This window comes from Caballeronia mineralivorans PML1(12) (assembly GCF_001028175.1).
Taxonomy (GTDB): Bacteria; Pseudomonadota; Gammaproteobacteria; order Burkholderiales; family Burkholderiaceae; genus Caballeronia; species Caballeronia mineralivorans.
This window is the reverse complement of the sequence record NZ_AEJF01000005.1, coordinates 26,561-52,326: the sequence shown is the minus strand read 5'-3', so window position 1 is coordinate 52,326 and position 25,766 is coordinate 26,561. Positions and strand designations below refer to the sequence as shown.

At 59.2% G+C, this 25,766-nt stretch carries 23 protein-coding genes and 1 tRNA gene; 14 read left to right on the top strand and 10 right to left on the bottom strand.

Annotation, left to right across the window (positions count from 1 at the left end; all coding sequences use genetic code 11):
• Positions 1-314: 314 nt before the first annotated feature.
• Together EOS_RS43380 and EOS_RS00840 are read right to left on the bottom strand one after the other, a co-directional pair.
• Entirely contained in the window at positions 315-4,193 is a 3,879-nt protein-coding gene (locus EOS_RS43380; RefSeq protein WP_053063713.1) for a tetratricopeptide repeat protein, read from the bottom strand.
• The gene (locus tag EOS_RS00840; protein WP_152693057.1) at positions 4,190-5,422 is read right to left on the bottom strand and encodes an ATP-binding protein; all 1,233 of its coding nucleotides are present in this window, start codon (positions 5,420-5,422) and stop codon (positions 4,190-4,192) included. Before EOS_RS00840 ends, EOS_RS43380 begins: the two co-directional genes overlap by 4 nt.
• A 193-nt stretch (positions 5,423-5,615) precedes the next feature.
• Between EOS_RS00840 and EOS_RS00835 the strand changes: the two genes are divergently transcribed.
• The gene (locus tag EOS_RS00835) at positions 5,616-6,008 is read left to right on the top strand and encodes a hypothetical protein (RefSeq protein WP_047844708.1); all 393 of its coding nucleotides are present in this window, start codon (positions 5,616-5,618) and stop codon (positions 6,006-6,008) included.
• Positions 6,001-6,963, top strand: coding sequence for a tyrosine-type recombinase/integrase (locus EOS_RS00830; RefSeq protein ID WP_047844707.1), 963 nt, complete (start codon positions 6,001-6,003; stop codon positions 6,961-6,963). The genes EOS_RS00835 and EOS_RS00830 overlap by 8 nt, the downstream gene beginning before the upstream one ends.
• 39 nt (positions 6,964-7,002) lie before the next feature.
• Here the strand turns inward: EOS_RS00830 and EOS_RS00825 are convergent, their stop codons facing one another.
• Positions 7,003-7,224, bottom strand: a complete 222-nt coding sequence (locus EOS_RS00825; RefSeq protein WP_047844706.1) for a hypothetical protein — start codon at positions 7,222-7,224, stop codon at positions 7,003-7,005.
• A 631-nt stretch (positions 7,225-7,855) separates the two neighbouring features.
• Here EOS_RS00825 and EOS_RS00820 point away from each other — a divergent pair.
• From EOS_RS00820 to EOS_RS00800, 5 genes are all read left to right on the top strand, one after another.
• Positions 7,856-8,092, top strand: a complete 237-nt coding sequence (locus EOS_RS00820; RefSeq protein WP_047844705.1) for a DUF4432 family protein — start codon at positions 7,856-7,858, stop codon at positions 8,090-8,092.
• 253 nt (positions 8,093-8,345) lie between these two features.
• A complete protein-coding gene (locus EOS_RS46895; protein ID WP_160312451.1) occupies positions 8,346-8,720 on the top strand; it encodes a hypothetical protein in 375 nt (124 codons plus the stop codon).
• A complete protein-coding gene (locus EOS_RS00810) occupies positions 8,668-9,156 on the top strand; it encodes a hypothetical protein (RefSeq protein WP_047844703.1) in 489 nt (162 codons plus the stop codon). Before EOS_RS46895 ends, EOS_RS00810 begins: the two co-directional genes overlap by 53 nt.
• A 230-nt stretch (positions 9,157-9,386) precedes the next feature.
• Complete coding sequence (locus EOS_RS00805; RefSeq protein ID WP_047844702.1) at positions 9,387-10,436, top strand: PDDEXK nuclease domain-containing protein; 1,050 nt, start codon at positions 9,387-9,389, stop codon at positions 10,434-10,436.
• A 100-nt stretch (positions 10,437-10,536) separates the two neighbouring features.
• Positions 10,537-11,427: a phage exclusion protein Lit family protein gene (locus EOS_RS00800; RefSeq protein ID WP_082163170.1), complete on the top strand. Its 891-nt coding sequence runs from the start codon at positions 10,537-10,539 to the stop codon at positions 11,425-11,427.
• Here the strand turns inward: EOS_RS00800 and EOS_RS00795 are convergent.
• From EOS_RS00795 to EOS_RS00770, 6 genes are all read right to left on the bottom strand, one after another.
• Positions 11,424-11,669 carry a hypothetical protein gene (locus EOS_RS00795; RefSeq protein WP_047844700.1) on the bottom strand — a complete coding sequence of 82 codons (246 nt, stop codon included), beginning with the start codon at positions 11,667-11,669 and terminating at the stop codon, positions 11,424-11,426. The two genes, EOS_RS00800 and EOS_RS00795, sit on opposite strands and share 4 nt — an antisense overlap.
• A gap of 317 nt (positions 11,670-11,986) precedes the next feature.
• Entirely contained in the window at positions 11,987-12,763 is a 777-nt protein-coding gene (locus tag EOS_RS00790) for a tyrosine-type recombinase/integrase (protein WP_047844699.1), read from the bottom strand.
• Positions 12,764-12,989: 226 nt separating this feature from the next.
• Positions 12,990-13,064, bottom strand: a tRNA-Val gene (locus EOS_RS00785).
• Between the two features lie 79 nt (positions 13,065-13,143).
• On the bottom strand, positions 13,144-13,881 hold the full coding sequence (gene dnaQ, locus EOS_RS00780; RefSeq protein WP_047844698.1) for a DNA polymerase III subunit epsilon: 738 nt from the start codon (positions 13,879-13,881) through the stop codon (positions 13,144-13,146).
• Between the two features lie 12 nt (positions 13,882-13,893).
• Complete coding sequence (rnhA, locus tag EOS_RS00775; protein ID WP_047844697.1) at positions 13,894-14,352, bottom strand: ribonuclease HI; 459 nt, start codon at positions 14,350-14,352, stop codon at positions 13,894-13,896.
• A complete protein-coding gene (locus tag EOS_RS00770) occupies positions 14,352-15,197 on the bottom strand; it encodes a methyltransferase domain-containing protein (protein ID WP_047844696.1) in 846 nt (281 codons plus the stop codon). The genes rnhA and EOS_RS00770 overlap by 1 nt, the downstream gene beginning before the upstream one ends.
• Before the next feature lie 18 nt (positions 15,198-15,215).
• Here EOS_RS00770 and gloB point away from each other — a divergent pair, with 18 nt between their 5' ends.
• The 7 genes from gloB to EOS_RS00735 all read left to right on the top strand — a co-directional run bounded on the left by gloB (position 15,216) and on the right by EOS_RS00735 (position 25,120).
• On the top strand, positions 15,216-16,019 hold the full coding sequence (gene gloB, locus EOS_RS00765; protein WP_047844695.1) for a hydroxyacylglutathione hydrolase: 804 nt from the start codon (positions 15,216-15,218) through the stop codon (positions 16,017-16,019).
• A 158-nt stretch (positions 16,020-16,177) separates the two neighbouring features.
• Entirely contained in the window at positions 16,178-17,830 is a 1,653-nt protein-coding gene (locus EOS_RS00760) for a transglycosylase SLT domain-containing protein (RefSeq protein WP_047844694.1), read from the top strand.
• 106 nt (positions 17,831-17,936) lie between these two features.
• A complete protein-coding gene (locus EOS_RS00755; protein ID WP_047844693.1) occupies positions 17,937-19,172 on the top strand; it encodes an MFS transporter in 1,236 nt (411 codons plus the stop codon).
• A 365-nt stretch (positions 19,173-19,537) separates the two neighbouring features.
• Complete coding sequence (gene carA, locus EOS_RS00750; protein WP_047844692.1) at positions 19,538-20,677, top strand: glutamine-hydrolyzing carbamoyl-phosphate synthase small subunit; 1,140 nt, start codon at positions 19,538-19,540, stop codon at positions 20,675-20,677.
• Between the two features lie 36 nt (positions 20,678-20,713).
• Positions 20,714-23,968: a carbamoyl-phosphate synthase large subunit gene (gene carB / locus EOS_RS00745; protein WP_047844691.1), complete on the top strand. Its 3,255-nt coding sequence runs from the start codon at positions 20,714-20,716 to the stop codon at positions 23,966-23,968.
• 154 nt (positions 23,969-24,122) lie between these two features.
• Complete coding sequence (gene greA, locus EOS_RS00740) at positions 24,123-24,599, top strand: transcription elongation factor GreA (RefSeq protein ID WP_047844690.1); 477 nt, start codon at positions 24,123-24,125, stop codon at positions 24,597-24,599.
• The gene (locus EOS_RS00735) at positions 24,599-25,120 is read left to right on the top strand and encodes a DUF4149 domain-containing protein (protein WP_047844689.1); all 522 of its coding nucleotides are present in this window, start codon (positions 24,599-24,601) and stop codon (positions 25,118-25,120) included. The genes greA and EOS_RS00735 overlap by 1 nt, the downstream gene beginning before the upstream one ends.
• Before the next feature lie 69 nt (positions 25,121-25,189).
• Here the strand turns inward: EOS_RS00735 and EOS_RS00730 are convergent, their stop codons facing one another.
• Positions 25,190-25,744, bottom strand: coding sequence for a YhbY family RNA-binding protein (locus EOS_RS00730; RefSeq protein WP_047844688.1), 555 nt, complete (start codon positions 25,742-25,744; stop codon positions 25,190-25,192).
• Positions 25,745-25,766: the final 22 nt, after the last annotated feature.

Here is a 25,766-nt window from a genome sequence, read left to right as displayed (position 1 = left end):
CTTTGCTGAAACAAGGACTTTTTTTCAAAAGGTTGCAATCACCCGCCACGGCCAGCCCGGGCAGCAGGATCTGCTCGGCGTACGCAGCCCGGAGCCACAAACCGGGACATTGGCGGAAATAGCTCCATCAGAATCAGTTTTTTCAGCGCGGCCCACGTGAGGCGCGCCGTATCCGGAAGAGGCAGGCAACGTGCGTCAGAAGGGCAGTGCGAGAAGCACCTTTTATGTCAACTCCGTCCGTGCCAAGACGTTGCAAAAAAAGCGGAATGTTCGAACTTCCGCTTCTTGTCGGGTTGACCTAACTATAACTAGCACTAGCCTTGTTTTTTGTTTTTAAACCCGTTTGGACACTTTAACCTCTCGAACATGCGTTTTGCAGCACCTTGGATTTCAGGCTCAAGCTCATCCAGCATCTCTGGGCGATCATCCTTTGCCGCCTCAAAGGCCAGCAACAGTGGACGGGCATGCTTGTCATAGCCTAGATCGCGCATCGCGTTCAACACTTCTGTGGCTTGTCGGCTATCAGCAAGCATTAGGACTAAAAAGTCTTCAATGAATTGCTTGCTAACCAGAGCGGCAGCGATGTCAATTGAATCAACAGGCAAGCGGACATGGGCGCCACGAACGGTGCCCATATCGCCGGACTTAAGCAAATTCTTGATCTCGTTGACGCAACGTCGTGTTTGAAGGTTCACGCGAAACCCTCGAAAATACGAGGAAAATTCCACATCAAGCTCCGCTCCTCGCGCATACGCGATTGACGCTTCGTCCTCACGATTCTGCTTTTCCATGAGCCCGCCCAAATTGACCCATGGCACCGCATTTTCGGGATCGAGTTCAATTGCCTTGCGGTAAGCTGCCTCGGCTTCCTCGAGGCGCTTCACCTTGTTGGCCAGCAACCTGCCTAGATTGAGCCAAGGCCGGGCATTGGCCGGATCGAGTTCAATTGCCTTGCGGTAGGCCGCTTCGGCTTCCTCGAAGCGCTTCAGCTCGTCGGCCAGCAGGTTGCCCAGATTGGCCCAGGGCCACGCGTAGGTCGGATCGAGTTCAATTGCCTTGCGGTAAGCTGCTTCGGCTTCCTCGAAGCGCTTCACCTTATTGGCCAGCAACCTGCCCAGGTTGGCCCAGGGCCGGGCGTAGGCCGGATCGAGTTCAATCGCCTTGCGGTAGGCCGCTTCGGCTTCCTCGAAGCGCTTCAGCTCGTTGGCCAGCAGGTTGCCCAGATTGGCCCAGGGCAACCCGTAGGTCGGATCGAGTTCAATTGCCTTGCGGTAAGCTGCCTCGGCTTCCTCGAAGCGCTTCAGCTTACTGGCCAGCAGGGCGCCCAGGTTGTTCCAGGACCACGCGTAGGCCGGATCGAGTTCAATCGCCTTGCGGTAAGCTGCCTCGGCTTCCTCGAAGCGCTTCAGCCTGTTGGCCAGCAGGTTGCCCAGGTTGTTCCAGGGCCACGCGTAGGTCGGATCGAGTTCAATTGCCTTGCGGTAAGCTGCCTCGGCTTCCTCGAAGCGCTTCACCTTATTGGCCAGCAACCTGCCTAGGTTGGCCCAGGGCCGGGCATTGGCCGGATCGAGTTCAATCGCCTTGCGGTAGGCCGCTTCGGCTTCCTCGAAGCGCTTCAGCTCGTCGGCCAGCAGGCTGCCCAGATTGGCCCAGGGCAACCCGTAGGTCGGATCGAGTTCAATTGCCTTGCGGTAAGCTGCCTCGGCTTCCTCGAAGCGCTTCAGCTTACTGGCCAGCAGGGCGCCCAGGTTGTTCCAGGTCCACGCGTAGGCCGGATCGAGTTCAATCGCCTTGCGGTAGGCCGCTTCGGCTTCCCCGAAGCGCTTCACCTTATTGGCCAGCAACCTGCCTAGATTGAGCCAGGGCCGGGCATTGGCCGGATCGAGTTCAATTGCCTTGCGGTAGGCCGCTTCGGCTTCCTCGAAGCGCTTCAGCTCGTCGGCCAGCAGGTTGCCCAGATTGGCCCAGGGCCACGCGTAGGTCGGATCGAGTTCAATTGCCTTGCGGTAAGCTGCCTCGGCTTCCTCGAAGCGCTTCAGCGTGCTGGCCAGCAGGATGCCCAGACCGTTCCAAGGGCAACCATCCGTCGGATCAAGCTCGATAGCTTTTCGCAAGGATGCCTCGGCCTCTTTCAGATTTCCATTAAATCTTTCAAAAGCACCCTGTTCATACCATGTTCGCGAGGACGTACCGATGGAAATGGCATGATCCAGAACTTGCTTTGCTCGGGACCACCGATTGGAGCGGCGCATGGCCCCTGCCACATTGGCCCATTCGGTGGAATTTGCGTTCCCCGCATACTTCAGTCCCCAGTTCAGCCAATCTTTGGCAGCGTCATCGCTGGAAAATTTGACCAAAGACCACGCACCGACCAAACGCCATACCATCGCACGGAAAGCAGCTTTATCTTTTACTGTGACGCACGTAGCCTCGGCTTCACGCGGAGTTAGGCTCGGCAGTGACAGCTTGCCTCGTGCCCGTTGTCTGAACAACAGAGCCATATCAGCCTCGTGCAGTCCATAGCGTTGCAAACGCCGACGCTCCCCATCGAGAAGCAAGCAGAGGCGGGCGGCTTCTTCCGGCGCCGTGTCCGATGCGCAAAGCGCTTTCACACTGGCCTGTTTTTGATTGAGGTGCAGTTCTATGGAGCCGAGTATGGCCTCCTGATACTCGTTGGTTAGACCAGCTCCATCGCACCGCCGCAGTTGATCACGCATGTGTACAACTGCTTCCAGATCTTCGGGTATGTCGCCGGACGAGAGGTAGTCGTCGACGTTCCCATCCTGAGCCTCGACGTGTTGAAACAGGAGGTCCGTGCCGTGAGCCTCAAGCTCTTGCCGCAACGGAGCTGCATATTGTGTGTCGGCGACGGCAAAGGCAAATTGCGCGTCGGCCAAGGCACTCGTGTCGCTGTTGTCTTGCAGGGTGGCCTGTAGCTCATCGAGATCAAACATGGCTTCGAGGAACTCGGCGAGGCCGATTACATTTTGGCGGATGCGGCGGGTACCGCGCAATTGCAGCCAGAGACGGAACAGCTGTTCGGCGATACGGTATTGAGTTCGGCCATGGGCCGCAGATTTCTCCACCAGACCTTCACGCTCAAGAATGTCCAGTTGTGCAGATATAGTGCCAGTGGGTAGCCCCGCGTGAGCGCCAATTTCAGCGGCGGTATGACCGAATCGCAAGCCGCCTTCTCCTGGGCGACGCACAGCCAATGCGTGCATCACCACTTGGGCCTGTTCTGACAGATCCTCGAAACGAGCCTTATAGTAGGGCGTGGTGATGTCCATCAAACGCTCGAAATCCTCGATGGCGCGACCATTGGGACCTTGTCGCAGCAGTTCAAAAATGAGGCCAAGCGCCCGTAGATTGCCACCGGTTAATTCAAACAGCGCTTCAATGCGGCTGGGACGAGCCTGCAGCCGTTGCTTTACATTGGGGACGCCGTGGACGTCTGCCAAGCGTTCCAGCACTCGACGCACTTGGTCGAGATCGATCTTGCCTAGACGCTTAGGTAAAAAGAAGTCGTAGAATGCTTTGTCGTAGTCTGTAAACGGCTCAGAAAGCCTCACTGAACCGCCTATGACAATAGGCGAAACGGTGGTAGACAGAGCTTCGCGCATTGCCCAGTAGGCTGGTGAGTGCGGGTTCTTCAGCTTGCGACCAGTCTTGTCGATACGCTGAAAAACCATGTCCAGGTTGTCCACTAGAAGGACTGGGCGCCGCTTTAAATACTCGCAAGTATCGAGCAGCAGCTTCAGACCTGCGTCGGACTGAGAGTCCGTATCAATCCTGGCATTTTTGGTCTTATCGATCGCGGTAATCAGGCGATCTGACTCGTCGACCAGCTCCAGTTGATCGAGTTCATCAGACAATGATTCACATGCAGCCCACCAGAAATCGGCGAGGCTTTTGACTTGGTATAACTCTTCTGGGAAAGACAGAGCGATTAGGTGGTCCTGAAGATCCGTATCACGACGAATAGCGACAGCTAGGCGCTTGAGCAACGTGGTCTTGCCAGAGCCACGCACGCCAACCAAAAGATAGTGCTGAACGCTGCCAATTAGCGGCATGCGGGCCAGCTCATCCCGCAGAAAAGAAAAGTCACTCTGACGTGCGACGAAATTCGCAAGAAGGTCGTCGTCGCTCAGCCAGTCCGGGTTGTAGTGGTGATGGGCAAATAAAGGCTTCACGGCTCATTCCTCCGCGCCCACCACCGTCTCAGGGGTTCAAGTTGAAAACGATAACGCTTGATGCCGGTGGTTTCATCCGACCTCCAGTAGGCGTCCCTCTGCAGGATGTCGCGTAGAGAAACGAAAGTGTTCCGTACGTCATCTAGCGAGGCGTTAGGCATCCGCTCGGTCAAGTGCGCCAAAAGGGCTTCCGGTCGCGCCCCAGCAGGATCTCGGCAAGCCATGGCTAGCAAGGCTCGCGCATGGTTGGCGTCATCTTTGGGCAACTGTTGGTAGAGGCGCGTCTCCCAGTGGTGAAATTCATTATCCATGCCAGGTCGCATCAGTTTATCTATGGCCTGCACTACTAAGCTGGCATGGCTTGCCTCGGGATGTGCTGAAATGAGACCGCGCAAATGGGAAAACACAGTTTGCAAATAGTAGGGCTGCGGCCATTGCACCGCTGCGACAATTTCTTTGACGTCCTTCTCGGCAAGCTTGATCTGGTAGCTGCTGGACAGACTAGAAAGCAGGGCGACGGCCACATCATCCTCAAATGCTTCCAGAGTTTGATGGCTCAAGCTGTTGATGGTGTCAGCCATCTTGTGCTGCTGAACCAGCGTGTCGAGACCTACGGATCCCGATACCAGCCAGCGGAATTGTTTTGAATCGGGCAGGGCGCGTACGTCGTTACGAAACCAGTTGAGGAAGTGGCGTACGCGGTCCACACCGGTTATGGGGTCGCTGTTAATGATGTGGAATAGGAATATTGGCAGCTCGTCAACATATATGAGCCAAGGCTCTTCCGCCTTTGCGAGCAGGCTCAGCACTTCACATGCGACAGCCGTCCACTCTTCAGCCGTGCCGCTACCCAGTTCCACGCCAAGCGACCCGGCGCCAGGTACCGGGATCTTGACTGACTTGATGCGTCCACTGATTGCCGCAATCGCGCCTGCGATAGCCGCCTTGGTCTTTGCCGGGAATGATGCTAGGTGCGGCCTGAGCGCCGTATCCAGCTTGTCGAGAAATCCCCGCTCATCGAGGCACGAAGCAACGTTGATTTCGACTGCGCGCCACCCTTCCTCACGGACCTTGGCCATAACCGCTCGAGCAATGGAAGTTTTTCCGATGCGACGGGGGCCTAGCAGTAGGACATCGTCGTTGCGGAGGATTTCCCGTAGGTGCGCCACATCCGCGTCGCGACCAAAGAAGTTCTCACCTTCCACGGGTGAGCCGGCAATGTTGTCCATGGTAAAGCCCTTGGTAGCTATTGTCACAAAGAAATCTTAGCACAATAAAAACTTAGTGCAATAAATTCTTAGCAATAAGATTTTATTGCGTCAACACTCCCGCTCTCATCTTTACCCACAAGCCGGCTAGCACGGCCAAACCCAAAGTTTATATATATGATAATGTCCTTTATCACATATATCAGGAGCCGCCATGCCGACCCCGGACACCCTGCGTTTGACTCTGGTGCGCGCACCCGACGATGAGGCGTCCTTCAGTCCCGGATACCAGCGCGAGCTGCGGCAGTTCTATAGCCTCGCCCGTGCCGAGGGTGGCAAGATTGACGCGGTCACTTTCACGGCGGCCCACGCGGACGGGGGTGACGGCTTCGTTGGCGAATTCATGGTCCCGTGCACGCCCGTCGCCGGGTCCACGCTCACCGCGGCGACCGGCGCCTGGCTGCAAGGTCGAGCCGGGCGCACGTTGCGCCTGACAATGGGCGACGTTGAAGTTGAGGCGAGCAGTGCGGGTGAACTGTACGGGCTTTTAAATCTGACGGTGGCGGTCACGGAACGGCACGAAAAGCCCGCGACCGACCATGTCTGAGACCGCGCTCGCGGTTCGATCATCCCCTCCGCTGCCGGCGCTGGTGATCGATGCCGGTGAGCGGGCGAGCGGCCGCTTTCTTGAGTTTTTCGCATCGACCATTCGCAACCCGAACACGCGGCGAGCGTATGCGCACGCGGTGGGCGAATTCCTGACCTGGTGCGCGCAGGCCGGCGTGGTCTCGATCACGGCCGTGCAACCGCTGCATGTGGCCGCCTGGATCGAGTTGCAGACGCAGACGTTGTCGGCGCCGACGGTCAAGCAGCACTTGGCCGCAATCCGGCACCTCTTTGACTGGCTGGTGACCGGCCAGGTCGTGCCGCACAATCCGGCTGCCACGGTGCGGGGGCCGAGTCACACCGCGCGCCAAGGTAAGACGCCGGTGCTGGACCCTGTAGAAGCGCGGCAGCTGCTCGACAGCATCGACATCACGACGCCAATCGGGTTGCGAGACCGCGCGTTGATCGGGTTGATGGTGTTTTCGTTCGCGCGAATCGGCGCGGCCGTCACGATGCGGGTGGAAGACGTGTACGTGCAAAACCGGCGGCTATGGGTACGACTGCACGAAAGAGGTCGCAAGCGTCATGAAATGCCGTGTCACCACACGCTTGATGCGTATCTGCACGCGTACCTCGACGGCACCGGGATTGGCGGCGATCCTAAAGGGCCACTGTTTCGCACGATCCAGCGTGGCACCGGGCAGTTGAGTGACACGCCGCTGCCGCAGGCGAACGCCTATGCGATGGTGCGGCGTCGCGCGATCGCCGCTGGCATAGCCACGAAGATCGGCAACCATACGTTTCGCGCGACCGGTATCACCGCCTATCTGAAAAACGGCGGCACGCTAGAGAATGCCGCGGCAATGGCGAACCACGCGTCGACACGCACGACGCAGCTTTATGATCGGCGCCGAGATGACATCAGCCTCGACGAGGTCGAGCGCATCCGTGTGTAGCGGATGCGACTCCTTATGTGAGCTGCCGGCGCATCCTGGTCACAACGCTTTCTTCTCACGTGAGGTGGCCGTCGTGACTTTGCTTGTCAGCGCCGCAACCTTGTACTCGGCCAGCGATTGCGTGCGCAGTTTGCGGATGCGTAGGATTTCTCCGGCACCGCCTTTTTTGTGCGGCGAGACTTCCTCGGCATAACGCTTCAGGAGATCGCCGAAGGTGTTGAGCTCGTCCTCGATTCGGTCGACGAAGAAGCCGCGATCCATCTCGCATTCAATGCCCCGAGCCCCAAGCCTCGGCTTCGGCTCGGGTGTCGAAACTGCGATTCTGCTGGGGGGTGAGCCTGCCGCCTGATGTATGCGCGCCAGTCGTTGCCGCGTTTCCAGATGTCCGCCATTCGATGCTCCAGACGACATTGGTTGCTTTTGTGTCTGGGGCTATTTTCGACTGCGCCGCTGTTACGCCAAATGGCGTTGTGCGAGTTAGGCTCTGCTGCCAGAAAAGAAAAAGGCCCTCAAGCAATTGCCTGAGAGCCTTTTTCAACGCGATGCAAACTCAACCGCGAAATCCTGGTGGGTGGTACAGGGATTGAACCTGCGACCCCTGCCGTGTGAAGGGTCCGCTTCGCGCAGGACTGGCACAAGTATAGCGCAAGACAGACGCAATGTCGTACTGTCGCGGACTGAGGTGGTTGATCCTTTGCAGATAAGGCATTCAAGGGCTTTCATGTCGGAAAATCGAGCCTAGCTACCCATTTGCCGAGTGGTTAAAAACTTATACGTTCCCGGGGACATTTCAATCGATCAAGGCAGAGAGCCCAGCTAAACGCCTTCTGTAGGACCCGCTCCAATTGCTACACCCCGAGTGGAAGGCGAGCCGCAAGGAGCGCTGTAGGAGGTGCGGGTATTTCACGAGACGTTTCGTGTCAACGACGGTGTCGAAAATTGGGGATTCCGCCCCACACCACATGCGATTTTCTATCACATCAACTTCGGATATCGCTTCACCAGTGAGGACACGGAGATTTCGGGCAACATGAGTCTCGCGCTCAATGCGGACAACAAAAGGCTTCGAGATGACTTCAAGGACAGCTACGAAGCAGTGCCGGTGAAGACCAGGCCTTCCCATCGCTAGTATCAACGTAAGTGACCCGGCGCTGCTTGGAGGTACCCGAACGCGGACCTCGGTTCTTCGCAGCGAACTGCCTACGTTTGGCATCTGGCGAGCTTTTCAATCTGGCGTTTACGCCTTGGGACTGGAACTGGCCGGACCATTTAGTCAGGCTGACAGCCGGAGAAGTCCGGAAATACGAGATCAACATATCGCAATGCCCGGCTATCGAAAACGCTTAGGAGGTCGTTGTCTGCCGAACAATCCCGAGAGAACGATGGCGACTCGAACATTTTCAGCCGCGCGATCTCGCATCGTCAAAGGTGCCAGCTGCCTGCGCAAGCGCATCGGCAATCGCATCCACCTGGTCCATCTTGAAGCTGGTCGCGACCCGGATGTGTGGTCGCGGTGCTACCTGAAACCTCGAGCCCGGCTGAACAGCGATTCCGCGCGCAGCGAGCGTGACAAGCGCGAACTGCTGGTCGGCTACCGGAAGCCAGATGCAAAGTGTGTCTCGCCCAGAGACGGTCACGCCGCGCTCTCCCAGTGCGTTCGCCAGCGTTTCTCGCCATTTCGCGAAGCCTGTCTACAAATTCTGCGTGAACGCGGCGCAGACCTGGTTCGTTGCCGGTTATGCCTTGCAGATACGTGATGTGATTCATGACCGATTGCAGGGCGATCATCAGATCGCCAAGGCCGCCTTCGGCTATGCGGGCAAGCATGAACCGAAGGCCATCCGCGCTGACGATGGTCTTGAATGTCCTGCCCCGACGCATGGCGAGAAAGCAGCCGATGTATCCACTCGCGGTGCGTTCGGCAATGTCATACCGAGTCGCAAGATTTTTCTGCATATCGGTCAGCCTTGCGCTTCCCTGGAGTACCTGCTGCGCCGCTTCATGCGCTGCGGCAAACACTTCTGGTGCGACTCTGACCCGTACCATTTCTCCGATGCCTTTTTCTTGTCGATCGCCCCAATCATAGACTGCTGTTCGGCGGGGCGGTATGCCCGTAGGCGTAACGTACTCGAGGAATTCGGTTGTCGTGCCGTACTCGATCCTGCCCGTCGCATCGTAGTCAGGCTGGTGTAGGGCGAGAAGTCCGATAAAATGATGTGGCGGTCGGAAAATCTCCCGGCCAGCAAAGAATGGCCGGCTCTCCTAGCGCAGCCACTGCGCAGTCGACCAGACGGTATCGCTGACGATACGAACATGACCACCTCGCGGAGAGCGAGGCTTCAGGCGGCCTCTTCATTCTTGTTAGCGATTGAGCGGGGAGTGAGCGGGAGGAAAATCGCCGTGCCTGGGCGTGGAGAAACTGCATGAGCGACAAACCGGCGTCCCTGACGCCTTCGCCGGAAGGCTATGCCGACTGGTTGGCAGAGCTGAAAACCCGCATCCACGCTGCGCGGCAGCGTGCGTCGCTGGCAGTCAACCGCGAGCTGGTGCTGCTGTATTGGGGGCTTGGCCGTGACATTCTGCAGCGGCAGGCTGAGCAGGGGTGGGGGGCGAAGGTCATTGACCGGTTAGCGGATGACCTGCGTCGTGCCTTCCCGGACATGAAAGGGCTGTCGCCGCGCAACCTCAAATATATGCGTGCTTTTGCCGAGGCCTGGCCGGACGCTGAATTTGTGCAAGCGGTGCTTGCACAATTGCCCTGGTACCACCAACTAGCCCTGCTGGATAAACTGCCCGGCGCCGAGACCCGGCGCTGGTACGCGGCCAAGGCCATCGAGCATGGCTGGTCGCGCAACGTGCTCGTGATGCAGATCGAAAGCCGCCTGCTGGAGCGCAGCGGCCAGGCCGTCACCAACTTTCCGGCCACGCTGCCTGCGCCGCAGTCCGATCTGGCGCGCGAATCCTTGAAAGATCCGTACCGTTTCGATTTTCTCGGCTTGGGCGAGGAGGCGTTGGAGCGCGATATCGAACACGCGCTGGTCCGGCATGTTACGGAATTCCTGCTGGAGCTGGGCGCGGGATTTGCCTTCGTGGGTCGTCAGGTGTTGTTGAATGTGGGCGGCGATGAGTTCTTCATCGACCTGCTGTTCTATCACGTGAAGTTGCGATGCTACGTGGTGATTGAGCTGAAGGCCGGAGAATTCAAGCCAGAACACCTGGGGCAACTGGGTTTTTATCTGACCGCTGTGGACAGGCAGGTCAAGGGCGAGCATGACAACCGCAGCATCGGTCTGCTGTTGTGCAAGGGCAAGAACAAGCTGGTGGCCGAATACGCACTGAGCGACAAGAGTCAGCCAATGGGTATTGCCGAATTCAAGTTGCTACAGGATTTGCCCGTCGAGTTGCAGGCCAGTCTGCCGAGTATCGAACAGATCGAGCGTGAGCTGGGTGGCCTGGGTGATGAAGAGGCGTGAGGGGGATGCCTGTCCCCGGATTGAGTTGCGTTTTGCCACGGCCTCATTCTTTAAATTGATGAGCCATAATTTCGTGTGACGTCCATTTGAACACAGGCATATGACTACTCCTGTATCTTCTCCTATCGTTCTTCTTGGTGAGGCTATCGCAGCCGCTCCATTTAAAATTGCACCGGAAAAGGAGGCGCAATTAAGGGATGATCCGATGCTCGTGGGATTTGGCCTGGCGATATCTGATGATGATGGATTTTCCATCCGGGTGAATATCGACACGAAGGAGGCGACGCTTCCTGTATTCTCGTTGGAATACCTCTGGTGCTTTTCACTCATGATTCTGATGCTCGTCGAAGAGTATCAGGCCGCTCAAAGAGGCCAGAAAAGCACTTTCGATTTTAAAGAATCACAATGTGTATCCCAGGCGGTCGATTTGTTGAATTGGGCGCATGGCCGAATGCTGCGTGGTGACCGATCTCCCTGGCCGGAGGATGCGCCAAGGCCGGAACAATCTCCTGCTAATGATAGCGTCGAGCTTATGGTTAGCGAAGTTTTCTTGTGCGCAATTGCCTGGATTATTCATCATGAAATTGCCCACATCCGTTTGCGACATGGAATAGAAACGGTTTATTCGACGCAAGAGGAGATTGACGCGGACGCTGCGGCGACAGACTGGATATTTTCCGGGGAGCAAAATAGCGACATGCGATTCAAGAGGCAACTTGGCATGGCGGTAGCCCTTCTCTCCATGCAGTTTCTGGAAGAGCCTCAAGGAAAAGATAGCAAGGTAAAGTCACATCCACCCTCGCTGGAGCGACTGGATCGATGCTTTGAGCAGGCGCAGGTGGCCCGGGATGGTTTCATCCGCGCTTTGACAACCGTAGCGCTTCAGTTTCAATTGGCGAATCAGAATCTTCAGAGTGTCCTGGACGGAAACTCCTGGGACGAGATCATGGGCGATGCCATGGTCGCGTTTGTGACTGCGGGCCGGGATTAGGGCACGCGCGTGAGTGTGAGCAAATCAAATACGATGCGCTCGAATCGATCCGTATCCGCAATCATGGGGCGGTGGGTGCCGGTCTGACGGATAACGTCGAGTCCTTTTAGATGTTGTCCGTGGCGGCGCTGAAAATGAATCCATGAATTCGCGCCGCCGTCATAACCCAGTTCAGGATGGGCGCGTGCGAAGTCTCGCCAGACCGCGCTGGCGGTTTTCCAGTTTGTGATCGTCGATTGCATGGTTGTTTTCTCCACGGGCTTCGGGCAGGTGGCCATTTCAATCTAGTCACGATAAATCGGTATGGCAAACAGGCGGAAAATCGTGCAAAGGAAGGTTATTGCGTAAAACTGGGCGATATGCGATCACGGGAGTGAACAGGGGATTTTCCGTGATATCCGATGAGACTCCGTGATCCATTTGCCTGAATGGACCAATTGCGCAAACAGGCCGGATTGGGGAAGAAAATTTTTTTGTAAATGGTTTGCAGTGGTGATGCAAATGGGTCTAGGTATGAACGGGAGCGCCCCCGGCAAAGACACCGGGGGGCTGTGTCACGTCAGGCGGACGAATGTCCGGCTGCGTGCCTCGTCCAGGACAGTTCAGTCGCTTCGCGCAGCGTTTTCGATTCAAGGTGGCCATAGCGGCGCTGCAGGATCAGCGAGCTATGGCCGAGGACCTGCGAGGCGATGGCAATCGTGACGCCCGAGCGGAGGAGCTCGGCGGCGCGGTGGTGTCGTAGATCATGTTGATGGAGATCGGGGCGTCCGATCGCCTGGGTGAGCTTTTCCCATGACACGCGGTAATTCACGGGCTGCCCGGGAACCTTACCCGCGAACAGCAGGGCTTCGGGGTCACGCTTTGGCCAGACACGACGCATCAGGACGGCGGATTCCTCGCTGAAAAATATTTGTCGCGGCTTGTCGGTCTTGGTCTCCATGACCGTGATCACGCGGGCATCCAGATCAACATCCTTCCAGCGTCGTTCACGGACCTCGCCACGTCGTCCGCCGCTTTCGAGCAGCAGGCGGACATAGACGGCAAACCGGCGGTCAGGGTACGCATATGCGCCCTTGAGGAGGGCGATGACTTCCTTCTCCGGGAGCTCGACGCGGCGGATGCCTTCCTCGAATCGCATCAGACCGAGGGTAGGGGAGGTGAACCCGACCGGCGCAAGATGGCGGCGGATCACCCACTTGTAGACGGTACCGATCTGGCTGGTGTCGCGATTGATGGTGGAGGGTTTGTATTGACCGGACTGAAGCAGCGCTTCGGCGGCGAGGGAAATATCGCGGGTGGTGAGTGACCATGCGGCTGACCGAAAGCCTCCGTCCACTCTCGTAGTCGGAGCTCGGCGCCATCGAATTGAACCGTGCAGTAGGCGTCGGCCAATTCCTTGAACGTCATGTCGGTGGCCTGGCGCTCACTGACGCGGGCCATGGCAGCCCGAAGGTCGATTCTGGGTTTCACGATGAAGGCTCCAATGCACTGTGCAAAGAAACCTGCCCGAAGCCGTGACCCAAACTCGGAGAGCCTTATACGGCAAGGCTCTCCGGACATACTGGTGGGTGGTACAGGGATTGAACCTGTGACCCCTGCCGTGTGAAGGCAGTGCTCTACCGCTGAGCTAACCACCCGAAGAGCTTTGGATTATGTCAGAGCTTGGCTGGTTCGTAAAGTGAATCTTTGAGCGCTTCAATAATTTGATTGCCTGGATCAGGACGCCGCCGGCACCTCGGCTGCGATCGCCGTCTCGACCCGCCACACGCTTGTTCCCTTGACCGCCTTGTCGAGATCGTCAAGGACGGCGAGATGCGCGCTCAGTTCTTCCTCCGATGCCACCAGCACCGGCAACTGCAAATCATCAAGCGCAATACGCGGTGCATGACCGGTACCGGCCACTGGCGTTTCGCCGAGCATGTCGATCACCAGGCTTTCCTGGCCGCGCGTCATCGCCAAATAGACTTCTGCAAGGAGCTCAGAGTCGAGCAGGGCGCCATGCAACGTCCGATGCGCATTGCTGACATCAAAGCGATCGCACAAGGCATCGAGTGAATTACGCTTGCCGGGGAACATCTGCTTCGCCTGCACGAGCGTGTCGATCACGCCGCCGCACACTTCCTTCACGCAAGGCATGCCGACCAGACCGAACTCGACGTCCATGAAACCGACGTCGAACGGCGCGTTGTGGATGATCAGCTCCGCGCCCGCGATGAAGTCGCGCAACTCCGCGGCGATATCGGCGAACTTGGGTTTGTCGCTGAGAAATTCCGTGGTCAGGCCGTGCACCGCGAGCGCGCCCGGATCGCTGTCGCGTCCCGGATTCACGTAGAAGTGCAGGTTATTGCCGGTGAGCCGTCGATTAATCAGCTCGACGCAGCCGATTTCGATAATGCGGTCGCCCGTGCGGGCGTTGAGGCCGGTGGTTTCGGTATCGAGTACGAGTTGGCGCATAGAAATAAGAAATTAGCCTTCGGCGAGTGAAGTCACGCCGCGATTCGCGAGCGCATCGGCGCGTTCGTTTTCCGGATGGCCCGAATGGCCTTTCACCCAGCGCCATTCGATCTGATGCTGACCAACAAGCGCATCGAGCCGCCTCCAGAGATCCGCGTTCTTGACCGGCGTTTTCGCCGCCGTCATCCAGTTCTTCTTCTTCCAGCCGTGAATCCATTCGCTGATGCCCTTCTGGACATATTGCGAATCGGTGTGAATGACCACGCGACACGGCCGCTTGAGTGCCTCGAGCGCCGAAATCACGCCCATGAGTTCCATGCGGTTGTTGGTCGTCGGCGTTTCGCCGCCGAACAATTCCTTTTCCTGGTCGCCAAAGCGTAGCAGCGCGCCCCAGCCACCAGGGCCGGGATTGCCTTTGCAGGCGCCGTCGGTATAGATGTCGATTACTTTGTCTGTAGTGTCTAAGGTCATCAATGCTCGTTGCGTGTATGCGGCGCGGCGACCGGGGCGAGGCCCGGCGCGAGGGCGGGTTTTTTCAGCTTGCGCGGCCCGATCAGGCGCATGCCGCGCACGCGCTTGATGGCCGTGATCATGTAGGCAGCACCGAAGATCGGCCACCAGCGGTCACCGGCTGCTTCCATGAACTGATAGCGCGCCAGCCACTGCTCGGTGAGAAGAGGCGGACGATAGCAGCCGAAGCGTCCGCGTTCAAGGTCGAATCCGAGCAGCTTGATCCAGTCCTTGATCCGCGTGAACGCGATCATTTCGTGTGCGGAAGGGACGAACGGCTTGCCAGCAACCTTGCCGAGCGATTGCCGCGCCCCCCAGAGACTCAGCGAATTAAAGCCGAGGATGATCAACTGCCCCTCGGGCATCAACACGCGTTCGGCCTCTCTAAGCAACCGATGCGGATCGCTCGTGAATTCCAGCGTATGCGGCATGACCAGCAGATCGACGCTCTGCGCCTCGAACGGCAAATCGAGCAGATCGCACCAAACGGCGCTGCGTCCCTCCGGCGCGTGCAGGCCACGGCTTGCCGATGGCAACGACGTCACGCCTGGGCGCGCGTCGGGCGAAACCGGCGGTGGTAGTGTAAACGGCGAGCTCGCCGCGCTCGCGGTATCGAGCACGAGCCCACGATACGGCATGCGGTTCTCACGCAACGCGTCAAGCCCGGGCAAGCCGAGCTGCAGCGCGTGATAGCCGAAGATATCCGATACCACGCGGTCGAGCTGCGCCTGTTCCCAGTCGAGCACGTAGCGGCCGGGCGCGGAAACCGTCCAGGCGGGCCAGTCTATAATCGTTCGCTCTGACATGTTCGGGTGAGTCGCCTTATGAAAACGCTTGAGTACGTGCCGGTTCCGGCGTTCGAAGACAACTACATCTGGCTGATATCCGACGGTCAAGATGCCGTCGTGGTCGATCCGGGCGACGCCGCGCCCGTCGAAGCCTATCTGACGAAACGCGGTTGGCGGCTGACCGCTATTTTACTCACGCACCACCATCACGACCACGTCGGCGGCGTCGCAAAACTGCTCGTTAGCCAATCAGTGGATGGGGAAATCCCGGTGATCGGCCCGGCTGGCGAGGCTATCGAGCATCTGACGCGGCGTGTGAAGCAGGGCGATCACGTCAGTATCGCGAGTCCGGCGCTGGAATGCTCGGTTATCGATGTCCCCGGACATACTGCCGGACACATTGCGTACTTCCAGCCGAACGACGCGCAAGGCACGCCGCATCTTTTTTGCGGCGACACCCTGTTCGCGAGCGGTTGTGGCCGTCTTTTCGAAGGCACGCCGCAACAAATGCTGAACTCCCTTGACGCGCTCGCCGCACTTCCCGACGCCACGCTGGTTCACTGCGCACACGAATATACGCTGTCGAACATCCGTTTCGCCCGCGCGGCAGAGCCGGACAACGCGGCGCTAGCCGAATGGCAGAAGCAAGCGGAACAACTGCGCGCGCGCGACCAGCCGACCATCCCGACCACGCTCCTGCATGAACGCCAGGCAAATCCGTTCCTGCGTGTCGGTGAAAAAAATGTGCAGGCCACGCTCGCCGCGCAGTTCGAACGCCCGGTGCGCGACCGGCTCGATGCTTTCACACTGATGCGCGGCTGGAAGGACAAATTTCGCTAACCCGACCATGCCTGCGGTTATCTTCATCTGAAACGTGGAAAACCATTGCAGGCCTCGGATTTTTTTATGTTTTTTGCGTTTATATTGACGTGGTGAGTGCGCTTCCGTACTATCGGGTCCAAATTTCCAAGCACATTTTTTTGGAATCCGAGACGTTCATGCGATTGATTTTTAGCGCGCTCCTCGTCCTGACATTGGCTGCTTGTGCCAGCCAGGGACCGACAGCGACCAACTCCCTTTCTTCACCCCCTTCCGCCCAGACGCAGCAAGCCGTAGCAGACGCAATCCGCAAGAACGCCACCGCCAAGGAAACGATCAACATCGACAAGACGTCTGTCGATTCGCTTTCCGGACCTGACGGCGATTTGTGGGCGCGTATCCGCCGCGGCTTCCAGATTCCCGACCTGCAAAGCGACCTCGTCGACATGCAGGTGAACTGGTACGCGCAGCGCCCGGACTACGTCGAACGTATGACGGGCCGCTCGCAAAAATACCTGTATCACATTGTCGAGGAACTCGAGCAGCGGCACATGCCGACTGAACTCGCGTTGCTGCCGTTTATTGAGTCGGCCTATAACCCGCAGGCGCTGTCGGTCGCGAAGGCCGCCGGCATGTGGCAGTTCGTGCCAGGCACGGGCCGCGACTACAACCTGAAGCAGAACATGTTTCAGGATGAGCGGCGCGATGTGCTGGCGTCGACCAGCGCGGCGCTCGACTATCTCTCGCGTCTCCACGACATGTTCGGCGACTGGCACCTGGCGCTCGCCGCGTACAACTGGGGCGAGGGTAGTGTGCAGCGCGCGATCGCGAAAAACGAGGCGCTGGGTTTGCCGACGGACTATCAAAGCCTGCGGATGCCGAACGAGACACGCAATTACGTCCCGAAGCTGCAGGCGGTGAAGAACATCATTGCGAATCCGCAGATGTACGGCCTGACGCTGCCGGACATCCCGAACCACCCGTATTTCGTGACGGTCACCACGTCGCGCGACATGGACGTGACGATGGCCGCCAAGCTTGCCGGCATGACGGTGGAGGAGTTCCGCTCGCTCAATCCGTCGTTTGCCAAGCCGGTCATTCTCGGCGCGACGAGCCCGCAAATCCTGCTTCCCTTCGATAACGCCAGCGCCTTCCAGAAGAACCTGAAGTCGTATTCGGGCGCCTTGTCGTCGTGGACGACCTATACGGTGAGCGAGCGTGCGACGCCTGCGGTCATCGCGCAGAAGATTGGTGTGGACGCGGATACGCTGATGTCGGTGAACCGCATTCCGGCCGGCATGCGGCTGAAGGCGGGCTCGACCATCGTGGTGCCGCGCAGCGATGACGACGACGAGGACATCAGCGCCGATGTCGCCGAAAGCGCGATGCTGGCCGTGGAGCCGGATGTCCCCGATACCCGCAAGATGCTGATCCGCGTTCGCCGCGCACAATCCATGTCGACTTTCGCCGATCGCTACAACGTATCGGTAGGGCAGGTTAAAAGCTGGAACCGTACTCACCGCGATTCGGTCATGCCCGGTCAGTTGATCGTGCTGCACGTCCCGGTTGGGCGCGCGGTCCCTGCCGAACCCGGCCCAGTGCACGTGGAAACGGTGGCTGCATCGAGCCGGAACAAGGGTGGTGTAACGAAGATCGGCACGCACGTGCCGGAATCGAAGAGCACGGCACGTGGCGGCAAAACGAGCGCCCCGGTCAAGGTGACGCGCGTTGCCGAAAAATCCAGCGCGCCATCCAAAGCGGTCAAATCGGCTGCGGTAAAACCCACAGCGGTATCGAAATCGACCAAGTCGACAGACAAGAAGAAACAATAACCTGTCCACCCGATCAAGAACCCACGCCGTCACCAAGGTGACGGCGTTTTCATTTGCGCGTGCGCGTTAAACTTCCGCTTCATATCAAAAAGCCCCTGCGCTGCACATGACGTCTTCTGTTCGGCTTCGCGTCTTTTTTCTGTTTTCCGCCGGATATTTCGTCTCGTACGTCTTCCGCGGGGTGAATCTCGGCTTCGCGCCCTACATCACGCACGATCTGGGTTTATCAGGTGCGGATCTCGGCTTGCTCACCTCGCTGTATTTTCTCGGCTTCGCGGCCGCGCAAATTCCCGTGGGCATGTTGCTCGATCGCTTTGGCCCGCGCCGAGTCACCGCAGGCATGCTGTTGTTCGCAGCGCTCGGGATCGGCGTGTTTGGCGCGGCGCACGGTATCGGCGCGATGATGTTGGGGCGATTGCTGATCGGCGTGGGCGTATCCGTGTGCATGAGCGCCGCGTTCAAGGCGCTCGCGCAGATTCTGCCCGTGGCGCAATTGCCGATGGTCAACGGCCTCGTGATGGCGGTTGGCGGCCTTGGCGGCGTGGTGGTTGGCTCGCCGCTCGCCATGCTGCTCGGCGTGACCGACTGGCGCAACGTCTGCTTCGGCCTCGTCGCGATGACGCTCGCGGTTGCGGCGGCAATCTACCTGTGCGCGCCGGAGCATCGCGACGGCCTGCATCGCAAGGCCGATATGCTCACGCAGTTCAAGGGCACCTGGCACATCCTGGGCAGCGGCGCGTTCTGGAAGATCGCGTCGTTTTCGGTCGTCACGCAAGGCGTTTTCTACGCGATGCAGTCGCTCTGGATTCGTCCCTATCTCCTCGATGTCATGGGTCTGAGCGCCCAATACGCCGCGCTGCTGGTATCGGTGCTCGGTATCGCGATGATGATCGGCTGCGTCGGTTTCGGCGTGGCGGCGCGCAGTCTGCAGAAGCGCGGCGTTACCGTTTATGCGTTCTGCGGCTTCGGCATGGGGCTGTTTGTGCTCGTCCAGGTGCTGATGCTCGTGCGCGCGCCGATTCCGCCGGTATTGCTGATCGCGTGTTACGGCATTTTCGGCGGCACGGGCATCCTCAGCTACGCGGTGATGGCCGAGTATTTTCCGACGCACATGATTGGCCGCGCGCACAGCACGCTCACGCTGGTGCTGTTCATCCTGATCTTCGGATTGCAGGTGGGCATAGGCGCCATGCTGTCACGCTGGCCTGCCCAAGGCGGCCACTATCCTGCAGCAGCGCACCTGAGCGCGTGGGGTGTTTTGATCGTGCTGCAAATCGCCAGTGCCATCTGGTACGTCTTGCCGAGCAGCGTTCTTGAAAAGCGCGGCGGCGTGGCGTCGTAATCGCTTCATGGCCGCCGGATAAGGCCCGCAGCGCCTCGCCTGGAACGCGTCTTGCGTGCGATGTGTCTCAAATTTGGAAGGAAGGGCGGTTTCGGGCTATAATTCGAAGGTTTGAGCAAATCAACCTACACCCTAGCGCCTACCTCCCACTTACCGTTCATCCGCCGCGCCTTGCAGCACGCGCGCATCCCGCCAAACGCCTGATTCGCGCGTCCAGTCACTGGAGCGATACGGGCAGGAAAAGGCGAGTTTTGCGCCCGACGCAATCGAACGCGATGCGGGTCTGCGCGCGCCACTTCACGGCCGCGCGCGACTCCACGGTCGGATGACAGGTCGGCAAACAGGGTGTTCCAAAGGAGCCTCCCGTGTTGCCGTCATTCTCTCCCGCAATCCTCGCACTCGCCGACGGCACGGTCTTTCGTGGTCACTCGATCGGCGCGTCCGGTCACACTATCGGTGAAGTGGTGTTCAACACCGCCATCACCGGTTATCAGGAAATCCTGACCGATCCGAGCTACGCCCAGCAAATCGTCACGCTGACGTATCCGCATATCGGCAATGTCGGTGTGAACGCTGAAGATGTCGAATCCACCAAAGTCCATGCCGCCGGCCTGATCATTCGGGATCTGCCGGTGCTCGCATCGAATTTCCGCTCCGAACAATCGCTCGCCGACTACCTGAAAGCGGAAAACGTCGTCGCGATTTCCAACATCGATACTCGCAAACTCACGCGCATTTTGCGTGACAAGGGCGCCCAAAACGGCTGCATTCTCGCCGGCGATGATGAAGCCAAAGCCCTCGAGCTCGCGCGTTCGTTCCCGGGTTTGTCAGGGATGGATCTCGCCAAGGTCGTCTCCACGAAAGAGAAGTACGAATGGACCCAGGCCGAATGGCGCCTGGAAAGCGGCTACGGCGAGCAGAAGGCGCCGAAGTTTCGCGTGGTCGCGTTCGATTTCGGCGTGAAGTACAACATCCTGCGTATGCTGACCGAGCGCGGCTGCCATGTCACCGTGTTGCCGGCTGAAGCGTCCGCCGCCGACGCCTTCGCGCTGAACCCTGACGGCATCTTTCTCTCGAACGGCCCCGGCGACCCGGAACCGTGTGACTACGCAATCCGCGCGACGCGCGAGTTCATCGAACGCGGCATCCCCACGTTCGGCATTTGCCTCGGCCACCAGATCATGGGTCTGGCCGTCGGCGCGAAGACCATGAAGATGAAAACGGGCCATCACGGCGCGAATCATCCGGTGAAGGATCTCGAGAATGGCCGCGTGGTGATCACGTCGCAGAATCACGGTTTTGCCGTCGATGCCGCCACGCTGCCCGCTAACGCAAAAGTCACGCACACGTCGCTGTTCGACGGCACGCTGCAAGGCTTCGCGCTCACCGACAAGCCCGCATTCTGCTTCCAGGGGCACCCGGAAGCGTCGCCCGGACCGAACGATATCGCGTACTTGTTCGATCGCTTTGTCACGCTGATGGAAGCGCAAAAAGTCGTAGCTTAAGACCAGAACACAGCAACACAATCATTGAGAGCAGTTATGCCGAAGCGGACAGACATCAAGAGCATCCTCATCATCGGCGCGGGACCGATCATCATCGGTCAGGCGTGCGAGTTCGATTATTCGGGCGCGCAGGCTTGCAAGGCGCTACGCGAGGAAGGCTACAAGGTCATTCTCGTCAACAGCAATCCCGCGACGATCATGACCGACCCGAACACGGCCGATGTCACGTATATCGAGCCGATCACGTGGGAAGTCGTCGAGCGCATCATCGACAAGGAACGTCCCGACGCAATTCTCGCGACCATGGGTGGACAGACCGCGCTGAACTGCGCGCTCGATTTGTTTCATCACGGCGTGCTGGAAAAGTACAAGGTCGAGTTGATCGGCGCATCGCCGGAAGCGATCGATAAAGCCGAAGACCGCCAGAAGTTCAAGGAAGCGATGACGAAGATTGGCCTCGGTTCGGCCAAGTCGGGCATCGCGCATTCCATGGAAGAGGCGCTGCAGGTGCAGGCGGATATCGCCGCGCTGACCGGCAGTGGCGGCTATCCGACTGTCATTCGCCCTTCGTTCACGCTCGGCGGATCGGGCGGCGGGATTGCCTACAACAAGGAAGAGTTCGAAGAAATTTGCCGTCGCGGACTGGATCTGTCGCCAACGCGCGAATTGCTGATCGAAGAGTCGCTGCTGGGCTGGAAAGAGTTCGAGATGGAAGTGGTCCGCGACACCAAGGACAACTGCATCATCGTCTGCTCGATCGAAAACCTGGACCCGATGGGCGTGCATACCGGCGACTCCATCACGGTCGCGCCGGCTCAAACGCTCACCGACAAGGAATACCAGATCCTGCGTAACGCGTCGCTTGCCGTACTGCGTGAGATCGGCGTGGATACGGGCGGCTCGAACGTGCAGTTCGCGATCAACCCGAAAGACGGCCGCATGGTCGTGATCGAGATGAATCCGCGTGTGTCGCGCTCGTCGGCGCTGGCATCGAAGGCGACGGGTTTCCCGATCGCCAAGGTCGCAGCGAAATTGGCGGTGGGTTACACGCTCGATGAGCTGAAGAACGAGATCACGGGCGGTCAGACGCCGGCGTCGTTCGAACCGACCATCGATTATGTGGTCACCAAGATTCCGCGTTTTGCGTTCGAAAAATTCCGCGAAGCCGATGCGCGCCTGACGACGCAAATGAAGTCGGTCGGCGAAGTGATGGCCATTGGCCGCACGTTCCAGGAATCGTTCCAGAAGGCGTTGCGCGGCCTGGAAGTCGGCGTCGACGGACTCGACGAAAAGACCACCAGCCGCGACGAAGTGATTCGTGAGATCGGCGAGCCGGGTCCGGACCGGATCTGGTTCCTCGGCGACGCGTTCCGTCTCGGCCTGACCGCGGAAGAAATCTTCGAAGAAACGGCGATCGATCCGTGGTTCCTTGCGCAGATCGAACAGATCATCTCGAAGGAAAAGGCGTTGAGCGGCCGGTCGGTCGAGAGCCTGACCAAAGACGAGATGCTGTATCTGAAGCAGAGCGGTTTCTCGGATCGACGTCTCGCCAAGTTGCTCGGCTCGGATCAGACGGCCGTGCGCCGCCATCGCCATGCATTGAAGGTGCGTCCGGTCTACAAGCGCGTGGACACGTGCGCGGCCGAATTCGCGACGAAAACCGCCTACATGTACTCGACCTACGAGGAAGAGTGCGAAGCGAATCCGACCGATAAAAAGAAGATCATGGTGCTGGGCGGCGGCCCGAACCGGATCGGGCAGGGCATCGAGTTCGACTATTGCTGCGTGCACGCAGCCTTGGCGATGCGCGAAGACGGCTATGAAACCATCATGGTCAACTGCAACCCCGAGACCGTTTCCACCGACTACGACACGTCCGATCGCCTGTACTTCGAATCGCTGACGCTGGAAGACGTGCTCGAAATCGTCGAGCTGGAAAAGCCAGTTGGCGTGATCGTGCAGTACGGCGGTCAGACGCCGTTGAAGCTCGCGCTGGACCTCGAAGCGAACGGCGTGCCGATCATCGGAACGTCGCCGGACATGATCGATGCCGCCGAAGACCGCGAGCGCTTCCAGAAGCTGCTGCAGGCCCTGAACCTGCGTCAACCGCCGAACCGCACGGCGCGCGCCGAAGACGAGGCGCTGCGTCTCGCCGAAGAAATCGGTTATCCGCTGGTCGTGCGTCCGTCGTACGTGCTCGGCGGACGCGCGATGGAAATCGTCCACGAGCCGCGCGATCTCGAACGCTACATGCGCGAAGCCGTGAAGGTTTCGCACGATTCTCCGGTACTGCTCGATCGCTTCCTGAACGACGCGATCGAATGCGACGTCGACTGTATTTCGGATGGCGAAGCGGTGTTTATCGGCGGCGTGATGGAGCACATCGAGCAGGCGGGCGTGCATTCCGGCGACTCCGCATGCTCGTTGCCGCCGTATTCGCTGTCGCAGGAAACAGTCGATGAGCTCAAGCGCCAGACCGGCGCGATGGCGCGTGCGCTGAACGTGATCGGCCTGATGAACGTGCAGTTCGCGATCCAGCAAGTGCCGCGTGAAGACGGCACGAAGCAGGACGTGATCTACGTGCTCGAAGTGAATCCGCGTGCGTCGCGGACTGTGCCGTATGTGTCGAAGGCGACCGGTTTGCCGCTGGCGAAGATCGCCGCCCGTGCGATGGTTGGCCAGAAGTTGGCCGATCAAGGCATCACGAAGGAAGTGATTCCGCCATACTTCAGCGTCAAGGAAGCGGTGTTCCCGTTCGTGAAATTCCCGGCTGTCGACCCGGTGCTCGGACCCGAAATGCGTTCGACCGGTGAAGTGATGGGCGTGGGCCGCACGTTCGGCGAAGCCCTGTTCAAGTCGCAGCTCGCGGCTGGGTCGCGCTTGCCGGAAAGCGGCACGGTGCTGCTGACCGTGATGGACGCGGACAAGCAAAAGGCCGTGGACGTCGCGACCATGCTGCATGAACTGGGTTATCCGATTGTCGCGACCAAGGGCACGGCCTCGGCCATCCAGGCAGCGGGCGTGCCGGTGAAAGTGGTCAACAAGGTGAAGGACGGCCGGCCGCACATCGTGGACATGATCAAGAACGGCGAGATTGCGCTGGTCTTCACCACCGTCGACGAAACCCGTGCCGCCATCGCCGATTCCCGCTCGATCCGCATGAGCGCGCAGGCCAACAAGGTCACGTACTACACGACCATGTCGGGTGCTCGCGCGGCGGTCGAAGGTCTGCGATATCTGAAGGACCTGGAAGTCTATGATTTACAAGGACTGCATGCTCGCCTAAACTAAGGCTTCTGATTCGAGTCTCAGCAGTATCAGCAGTCTCCAAATGAAGTTCTAAGTTTCAAGGGCCGCGGTTAAGCGGCGTCTCCCTTTTTTACCGGGAGATGCACTTAACCGCGGTAATTTTTTTACGTCTGCATTTTTGCGTAATGAGTTGTTTATGAGCACAGTTCCTTTGACCAAACGCGGCGCAGCGCTGCTGCGCGACGAATTGCAACGCCTCAAATCCGTGGAGCGTCCGGCTGTCGTGAATTCGATCGCCGAAGCGCGCGCGCAGGGCGACTTGTCGGAAAACGCCGAATACGACGCGGCCAAGGAGAAGCAGGGCTTTATTGAGGGCCGCATCGCCGAGATCGAGTCGAAGCTGGCCGGCGCGCAAGTCATCGACCCGACGGCGGTGGAAGCTGACGGCCGGGTGATCTTCGGTGCGACGGTCGAGCTGGAAGAGACGGCCACGGGCGATATAGTGACCTACCAGATCGTCGGCGACGACGAGGCGGATATCGACCATGGGCTGATCTCCATCAGCTCCCCGATCGCGCGTGCGCTGATCGGCAAGAGCGAGGGCGACGTGGCGTCGGTGCAGGCGCCCAGCGGCGCGCGCGCGTACGAAATCATCGCGGTCAAGTACGTCTGATGGCCCATCGATTCTTTCGGATCGTCGCCATGATCTGGGTTGGCAGCATGCTGACGCTGGGGTACGTGGCAGCGCCGGTGCTGTTCAGCATGCTCGACCGGACCTCGGCGGGATCGGTTGCCGCGCAACTGTTTCGCATCGAAGGCATGCTGGGCGTGGTGTGCGCGCTGGTGCTGCTGGTGATGGCTAACCGCCTCGTCCGGTCGGGTTTCGTCGAATACAAGCGAACCCGCTGGGTTATCGCGGCCATGCTGGTGTGTGTGCTGGTTGGCTATTTCGCGCTGCAACCGTTCATGAGCGCGCTGCGAGTGGCGGCACAGGAAGGCGGGATGGAACTCGCGCAATCGCCGTATGCAAGCCGCTTTGGTTTGCTGCACGGGGTGTCGAGCGCGTTTTATCTGATCGAAAGCGTGCTGGGACTGGTGTTGTTCTGGCGCTTGCCGCCGGGACGGTTTCCCACGCAAACAGTGGTTCCGAAGGGAAAAACGGCCAGCGTCGCAGCACGTCGCGCACGCGGTTAAAAAAAGCCGGTGTTGCCCGAGGTAATCGGGCAACACCGGCTTTCTGCTTTCCGGACAAGCCGGAAAAACTTATTTCGATGATTGATGGTGACGCTTGGCGCTGGGCAGACGCTTCTTTGCGCGCTTGACGTTGCCACCAGCCGTCACACGTTCGTTGCCGCGAACCAGCAGTTTTTGCTTCTTCGGCTTGCGGACCACAGGTGCGTCGCGCGTGATCTTGACGACCTTGACCACACGTGGCGCACGTCCTTTCGACGACGTTTCGGCAGCAGCTTCGCCGGCACTGGGAGGCGCCACGCGATTGGCGCCGCGGACCCCGGCCGCGCGCGAAGGCTTGGCAACTTCGTCGCTTTCCGGCCGCCACACGACGAGCAACTTGCCGATTTGCTGGATCGGCGCCGCGTCCAGCTTGTCGCAAATCTCGGCGTAAGCCTCTGTGCGGGCTTCGCGGTCGTCGCCGAAAACGCGAATCTTGATGAGCTGATGCGCTGCGAGGTGCACCTCGATTTCGGCCAGCACGGCTTCGGTCAGCCCTTCGCCGCCAACGAGTACGACGGGCTTGAGCGCGTGAGCCTGGGAGCGCAGGTCGGCGCGTTGGGCGGGAGAAAGTTTAAGAGCTGGCATGAGAAGTAACGGACTCGACTAA